Raw genomic sequence first — 6,000 nt, 5'->3', positions numbered from 1 at the left:
GTCTAGGCCGATGCGGTGGCGGGGGGCGGGGGAAGGCGCGTCGGCCTGGCGGCGGCGGATGGCGCCCACGGTGTTCGGGGAGAGGCCGGCGATCTTGGCGATCATGCGGTCCGACCACTGGGGGTGGGTCTCGAGGATTCGGCTCGCGGCGGCTCGGCGGTCGTCGAGGGAGAGCGGAAGGCCGTGGGTTGCATTGGCCTGGACGGCGCGGATGAAGATCTCGGCCTCGTCGCAGTCGATCAGCTCGGCGGCGATCGTCGCGTCTCCGCGCAGGATCGCGGCGTGGACTCGGTGAATCCCGTCGATCACGCGAAGGGTGCGCTGGTGGACGAGTACGGGAGGGAGCGTCGGCGGGTCGAGCTGTGCCAGGGCGCAGACGTGCTGCTTGTCGATGCCGCTGCTCAGGCGCGGCGAACCGGACAGGTCGAGGCGGCCGACGGGTACTTCGGAGGAGCGGCTGAGAGACGTGGTGGAGGTAGGCATGGTGTGAACCCCTGCAGGTGGCGACAGGAAGGGTGAAGCTCGGAAAAACCCTCGCTGACCTGCGGCACATCCATCCAACATCGAGCCAACACGCGTCGCACACGACCACCGCCCGACCTCTGTAGCCTTAGCCACCTGGTGAAGTGCTGTACTTGCCTCGGCGACGGCGAGCGACTCGGCTGGGTGGTGATGGTGGACATGCGGTTCGGGTTGCTCGGCCCCCTCACTGTTCAGCTCGAAGCGGAGTGCGCGCCGGTGCGGATCGAGCAGCGAATGCCGGAGATCCTGCTCGCCGCACTCCTGCTCAACGCCGGCAAGACCGTGCCCACGGTGAAACTGACGACGGCGCTCTGGGGATACGACCCGCCGCCCTCGGCCGCGTCGTCGCTCTACAACCACGTCGGTCGCCTGCGACGTCTCCTCGGTGTGGACGGTGCCGCGCGAATACGGAACGCGTCGGTCGGCTATGTCATCGACGTTGGGTCCGAGGAGATGGACATCGCCGAGTTCGCCGCGCTGTGCGCGGAGGGTGGCAGGATGCGCGAGTCGGCCGATTGGCCGGCGGCGTCCGAGAAGTATGCGGCGGCGCTGTCGCTGTGGCGTGGCGAGCCGGCCGAGGGCGTATCTGGGCTCGAAGAGTGGCAGGCTCGTGTTCAAGAGTTGCGCGAGATGCGGCTTCAGGCGCTGGATGCCCGTATCGACTGCGACTTGCGGCTCGGGCGGCACCGGCAGACGACGGCCGAGCTTCAGGCGTTGGCGCTTGAATATCCGTTGCACGAGTCCTTCCACAAGCAGCTGATGCTCGCCCTCTACCGCGGCGGCCGCCAGACCGATGCGCTCAACGCATTCCAGAGGCTGCGGCAGTCGCTCTCCCACGAGCTCGGGATCGATCCTTCGGCGGCGGTCCAGCGCCTTTACCAGGCCATGCTCAACGCTGACCCGGCGTTAGACGCGTTCGGCGGCGATCCGGTCGCGGTTGACGCCGTGCCCGTGGTCGACGGCGCTGAGGCGGTCGAGAGTGCCGAGGTGGTCGAGGTCGCCGACAGTCCCGCTGGGGCGCCGGAGCAAGAGGGCCTGGAGGGCTTAGAGGTTCGACGGACCATGGTGGCCGGCATCCCGGTGCTGTTCGGTCCCGCACTGCCCGGAGCGCGGCAGCGTGCTGGCATCACGTTTCGCGTGGGCATGGCCGATGAACCGTTGGCGCGCGCGGGGATCACGCATCTGATCGAGCATCTCGCGCTGCACGGGCTCGGTCCGGGCGATGTGCACCACAATGGGGTGACCAGTGCGACCGTGACGCATTTCCTCATGCAGGGCAGCGCGGATGAAGCGGTCGAGTTCATCCACAGCGTGTGCAAAAGTCTGCACGATCTGCCGTTCGAACGCTTGGAGACCGAGAAGTCGATCCTGGACACCGAGGCCAGCCATCGTGGGCTCGGATGGACCCGGCACCTGGCGGCGTCGCGATACGGGGCGGGTGGCTACGGCATTCCGGGCTTCGGGGAGCTGGGGCTTCCCGCGCTCACGCCGGATGATCTGCGCGCGTGGGTCTCGAAGTACTTCACCCGCGAGAACGCTGTGCTCTGGTTCAGCGGCGACGAGGTGCCGGCCGGGCTTGATCCGCAGTTGCCCGCCGGGCGGCGCATGCCGCTGCCCTTGCCGTCCTCGGTGCTGCCGACGACGCCTGCCTACATCTCGGGCGGGCCTCAAGGGGTGGTCGGACTGAGTGCGGTCGTACGGCGCGGACCTGCGGCGAATCTGTTTACCGAGCTGCTTGAGCGGGAGCTGTTCAAGCGCCTGCGTCACGAGGGTGGTCTGTCGTACGCGATCAGCGCCGACTATGCCGCGCGTGACGCCGAGTACGCCGAGATCCACGCGACCGCCGACGCGCTGCCGGCGATGCAGGAGAAGCTCATCAGGGCTCTGATTAACCTGCTCGCCGAACTGCGGGAGGGCGACGTCGATCCGGAGGCTCTGGAAGCCGTCCGCAGCCGGGCCCTCGAGGCTCACCAGGCACCTAACGCGGCCGTCGAGGCGCTGCCCGGCCTCGCCGCCGACCTGCTCCTCGGCCGCCCGCACACGCGCGAGGCCGACCTCCTCGATGAATTCCGCGCAACTACCGCGCATGACGTGCACAATGCGGCGGCCGAGGCGCTGGGCTCGGCGTTGTTGATACTGCCGGGGCGCAGCCTTGACGCCGATGCTGCCGGTTATGCGGCCGTCTCATCCGGGTCGGCCGTGACGGCGATCGGTGATACCTACCGCGCGCACGACGATCCCAGCGCGCAGCTTGTCGTCGGCGCGTCGGCGGTGAGCCTGCACCGGAACGGAGCCTTCGCGACCGTTCAGTACGCGGAGTGCGTGGCGATGCAGGCCTGGCCCGATGGGGCGAGGCGGCTGTGGAGCCGTGACGGATCGCAGATCGCGATCGAGCCGGGCCTCTTCGACGCACCTCCGGGATTCCTCGCCCCGCTCGACGCCTCGATTCCGCCTGAGCGGGTCATCCGGCAGCCTCCGCGCGACCCGCGTCAGATTCCCATGCGCATGCCGGGCACGCCAGGTATGCCCGGCGTGTTTGGCATGCCCGGCGTTCCCGGCATGCCGAGCACGCCGGGAACGCCAGGAGCAGCGCAGTGGAGAGACCAGAGACCGACGCAGACCGTCGCTGCTAAGACCGTGCAGGTCCTGGTTCGGATCGCGTTCTGGACGTTTCTCGTGGCCACCATCCTGTTCACCGCGATATCCATCATCGTGACGTTCGATACCGATCCGGCCGACGACGTGACCATCGGTGTCATCGTCTTTATCTGGCTTTTCAACCTGGGGGTGTGCGTGCTCCCGACGTACCTGCTCGGCCGCAGGGTGCAGCGCTACAAGGAGGCGTGACGCGGCTGGCGCGCTCGCGGTCGGCGGCCATGGGAGCCGGCCTTCGGCACCGGCCATCGGCAGTGCCGCCTCAGTCGAGCCAGAGATCGCTGATGGCGTCGAGGTCCAGCGGTTCGCGGCCGGGGAGGGAGACGGTGCGCGGCTGGACGCAGGCGGCCAGCACCTCGTCCAGGTCGGCGGTCTCGATGTCGGCGGGGTGCGGGGTGGTCGCGGGGGCGCGATCGCCGGCGTCATCGAGGACGACGCCGAGGGGGACGCGTCCGTCCGTGCTGAAGGTCTTCATGATCGTTGAGCTCCGCTCTGGCTTTGAGATCCGGGTGGGTCGGCTGATTTCGGGCGTGCTCGACCGCGGCGGAGGGTGTGGTGAACCGGAGCCGCGGACTGACGACCGGTCAGGTGCGGCTCACGCAGGTGCTCAGCCATAAGGGCGGGCCGGTGCTGTCGGCGGCGCGGGTGGTGCGCCGCGCGCCGTACGCGACGAGGGCGGGGGTGGCTACGGACGCGGCGACGATGTCGCTGCTGCGGGTCGCGGGGGCTCCGCCGCCGCCACCGGAGGCCGTCTCGATGTACGGGTTCTGGGTGGGCGCGGCCTGGTCGGCGCAGCCACGGGCGGTGTTGCCGCGGGCGGTGCTGGCATCGGTCGTCTCGTCGACGGCGAGCGGCAGATGGCGCAGCGCGGCGCTGTGCTGGGTGCGCAGATGCCCGTGCAGGCAGCAGTCGAGGACGGCCGGGACGGCCGCGACGAGCAGGATCAGGGCGAGGCAGAGGCCTGTGGCGCGCGAGCGCACTGTGCCCACCCCCTGCTTCGTCGGATCACCCGATGATGCGAACCTTGTCCACTATACGCCGGGTACCCGGTTCGCCCGGCCGCATGCGCTGCGGTCGTCGGCGAAGATCGCGGGGCTCGTGGGTACGATCGCGGGATGGAGATCTGGTTCAACCCGCGCTGCTCGAAATGCCGCACGGCCAAGGACTTCCTCGACGAGGCCGGCGCCGAGTACACGATCCGCCGCTACCTGGAGCAGCCGCCGACCGAGGCGGAGGTCCGCGAGGTGCTCGGGCGGCTGGAGCTCGAGCCGTGGGAGATCGTGCGGACCGGCGAGGCCGTGGCGAAGGAGCTCGGGGTCTCGCAGTGGGGGAAGACGCCCGCCGACCGCGGGCAGTGGATCGCGGCGATGGCCGAGCACCCGGCGTTGATCCAGCGGCCGATCATCACGGCCGACGACGGTCGTGCGGTCGTCGGCCGTGATGAGCGGTCGCTCAAGTCGATCGTCGGCTGAGCCGGGCCGGGCCGGGCCTCGGCCCCCGGCGCCAGACCGGGGGCCGACGCACGACGCGCGGCGGCGTGCCACTGCGCGGCGGCGGCGCGCTACGCGGCGGGTTCGCGCTACACGACGGGAGCGCGCTGCGCGCCGGGTTCGCGCTATGCGACCGCCGCGACGGAGCGGTAGAAGGCGATCGTGGACTGGTCGAAGATCGCGGAGTACGACCAGTTCGGCGAGTCGCCGCCCTGCTCGTAGCCGCCGATGACGCCGACGACCTCGCCGCCGTGCGCGATCCACGGCCCTCCGCTGGTGCCGTCCTGGTAGTTCGGGCAGTCGAAGCGGGACCAGGCGGTGCCGTCGTCGGTCTCTTCGAACGCGGTGGCCCGGCAGATGATCGGCGCGTTGCCGTCGACGTCGTAGGCCAGGTCGTTGTAGCCGATGACCGAGACCTTCTCCGGCAGCCTCGTCGTGCCGAGCCTCAGGCCGCCGGTGACCTGCTCGATGTTCAGGCCGTTCTGCGGCGCGATCTGCAGGATCGCGTAGTCGTCCGCGGGGTCGCCGTCGGCCTTGTAGCCCGCGGGCACGTAGACGTTGCTCACCGTCCAGGCGCCGCCGAGGTGCTCGTCCAGGCCGTCGTCGTAGCCCGGGGCGAAGGTGATCGCGTCCTGCGTATACGTGCCCTGGGATGCGTCCCAGACGCAGTGCGCGGCGGTGAGCACGAGGTCGCCGGCGGGGCTGTCGAGCACGGTCGCGGTGCAGAAGTGGCTGGCCGAGGAGCCGGTGTAGTCGGCTGACGAGAACAGCGCGCCGACCTCGGGTATGCCGGAGAAGTGCACGGTCGCGCCGGTGTTCGTGTTGGCCGCGGCTGCCTGGGCGACGGCGACGGGGCCGCCCACGGCGAGGGTCGTGCAGGCGGCCAGCACCTTCGCGGCGCGTCGGAAACGTTTGATATCCGTGGGTATTCGGATGGGCACAGTATGCGTACCTCCAGGGGTCGACGGACTGCAGCGGGTCCACGTCGTAGTGTTGCCGCGTACCGCCCCCCGATCAAGAGGGAGTCTGCCACTTTCCACGTGTGCGGAAAATCAGAAATTCTCGCCCAATCCTCAGCTTGGTGTCAGCGGACTTGGGAATCCTAAGAGTGGACGTGAAAAGAAGCAGTCGGGAGTCGAACCGTGACCGAGTTCGAGACGGAGCTCCGCCAGCAGGTGGCGGAGGCGTACCGGGCCCTGCAGGCAGCCCAGGCGGATGACGAGCCGGGCGCGATCAAGGCCTACAGCCAGCGCATGGGCTACCTCGTGGAGGTGGCCGAGGAACACGGGGTCGATCTCGCCGAACTCGAGCTGAGTGCCCACGCTCAGTAGTT

At 69.4% G+C, this 6,000-nt stretch carries 6 protein-coding genes and 1 pseudogene; 3 read left to right on the top strand and 4 right to left on the bottom strand.

Annotation, left to right across the window (positions count from 1 at the left end):
- Positions 1-483 (bottom strand): annotated as a pseudogene (locus KDK95_RS15530) (hypothetical protein); the annotation flags it as partial.
- A gap of 189 nt (positions 484-672) precedes the next feature.
- Between KDK95_RS15530 and KDK95_RS15525 the strand changes: the two are divergent.
- Positions 673-3,369: a BTAD domain-containing putative transcriptional regulator gene (locus tag KDK95_RS15525; protein ID WP_249161353.1), complete on the top strand. Its 2,697-nt coding sequence runs from the start codon at positions 673-675 to the stop codon at positions 3,367-3,369.
- A 70-nt stretch (positions 3,370-3,439) separates the two neighbouring features.
- Here the strand turns inward: KDK95_RS15525 and KDK95_RS15520 are convergent, their stop codons facing one another.
- Positions 3,440-3,652, bottom strand: coding sequence for a hypothetical protein (locus tag KDK95_RS15520; RefSeq protein ID WP_212518868.1), 213 nt, complete (start codon positions 3,650-3,652; stop codon positions 3,440-3,442).
- Positions 3,653-3,761: 109 nt separating this feature from the next.
- The gene (locus tag KDK95_RS15515; RefSeq protein ID WP_212518867.1) at positions 3,762-4,166 is read right to left on the bottom strand and encodes a hypothetical protein; all 405 of its coding nucleotides are present in this window, start codon (positions 4,164-4,166) and stop codon (positions 3,762-3,764) included.
- Positions 4,167-4,292: 126 nt separating this feature from the next.
- Between KDK95_RS15515 and KDK95_RS15510 the strand changes: the two genes are divergently transcribed.
- On the top strand, positions 4,293-4,649 hold the full coding sequence (locus KDK95_RS15510; RefSeq protein WP_212518866.1) for an arsenate reductase family protein: 357 nt from the start codon (positions 4,293-4,295) through the stop codon (positions 4,647-4,649).
- Positions 4,650-4,792: 143 nt separating this feature from the next.
- On the opposite strand, the gene KDK95_RS15505 is transcribed toward KDK95_RS15510, so the two are convergent.
- The gene (locus KDK95_RS15505) at positions 4,793-5,608 is read right to left on the bottom strand and encodes a trypsin-like serine peptidase (RefSeq protein WP_212518865.1); all 816 of its coding nucleotides are present in this window, start codon (positions 5,606-5,608) and stop codon (positions 4,793-4,795) included.
- A 201-nt stretch (positions 5,609-5,809) separates the two neighbouring features.
- On the opposite strand from KDK95_RS15505, the gene KDK95_RS15500 reads away from it, so the two are divergent.
- On the top strand, positions 5,810-5,998 hold the full coding sequence (locus KDK95_RS15500) for a hypothetical protein (RefSeq protein ID WP_212518864.1): 189 nt from the start codon (positions 5,810-5,812) through the stop codon (positions 5,996-5,998).
- Positions 5,999-6,000 lie beyond the last annotated feature (2 nt).

Origin of the sequence: Actinospica acidithermotolerans (assembly GCF_018139625.1) — a bacterium.
GTDB classification, from domain to species: domain Bacteria; phylum Actinomycetota; class Actinomycetes; order Streptomycetales; family Catenulisporaceae; genus Actinospica; species Actinospica acidithermotolerans.
This window is presented reverse-complemented; position numbering and strand designations above follow the sequence as displayed.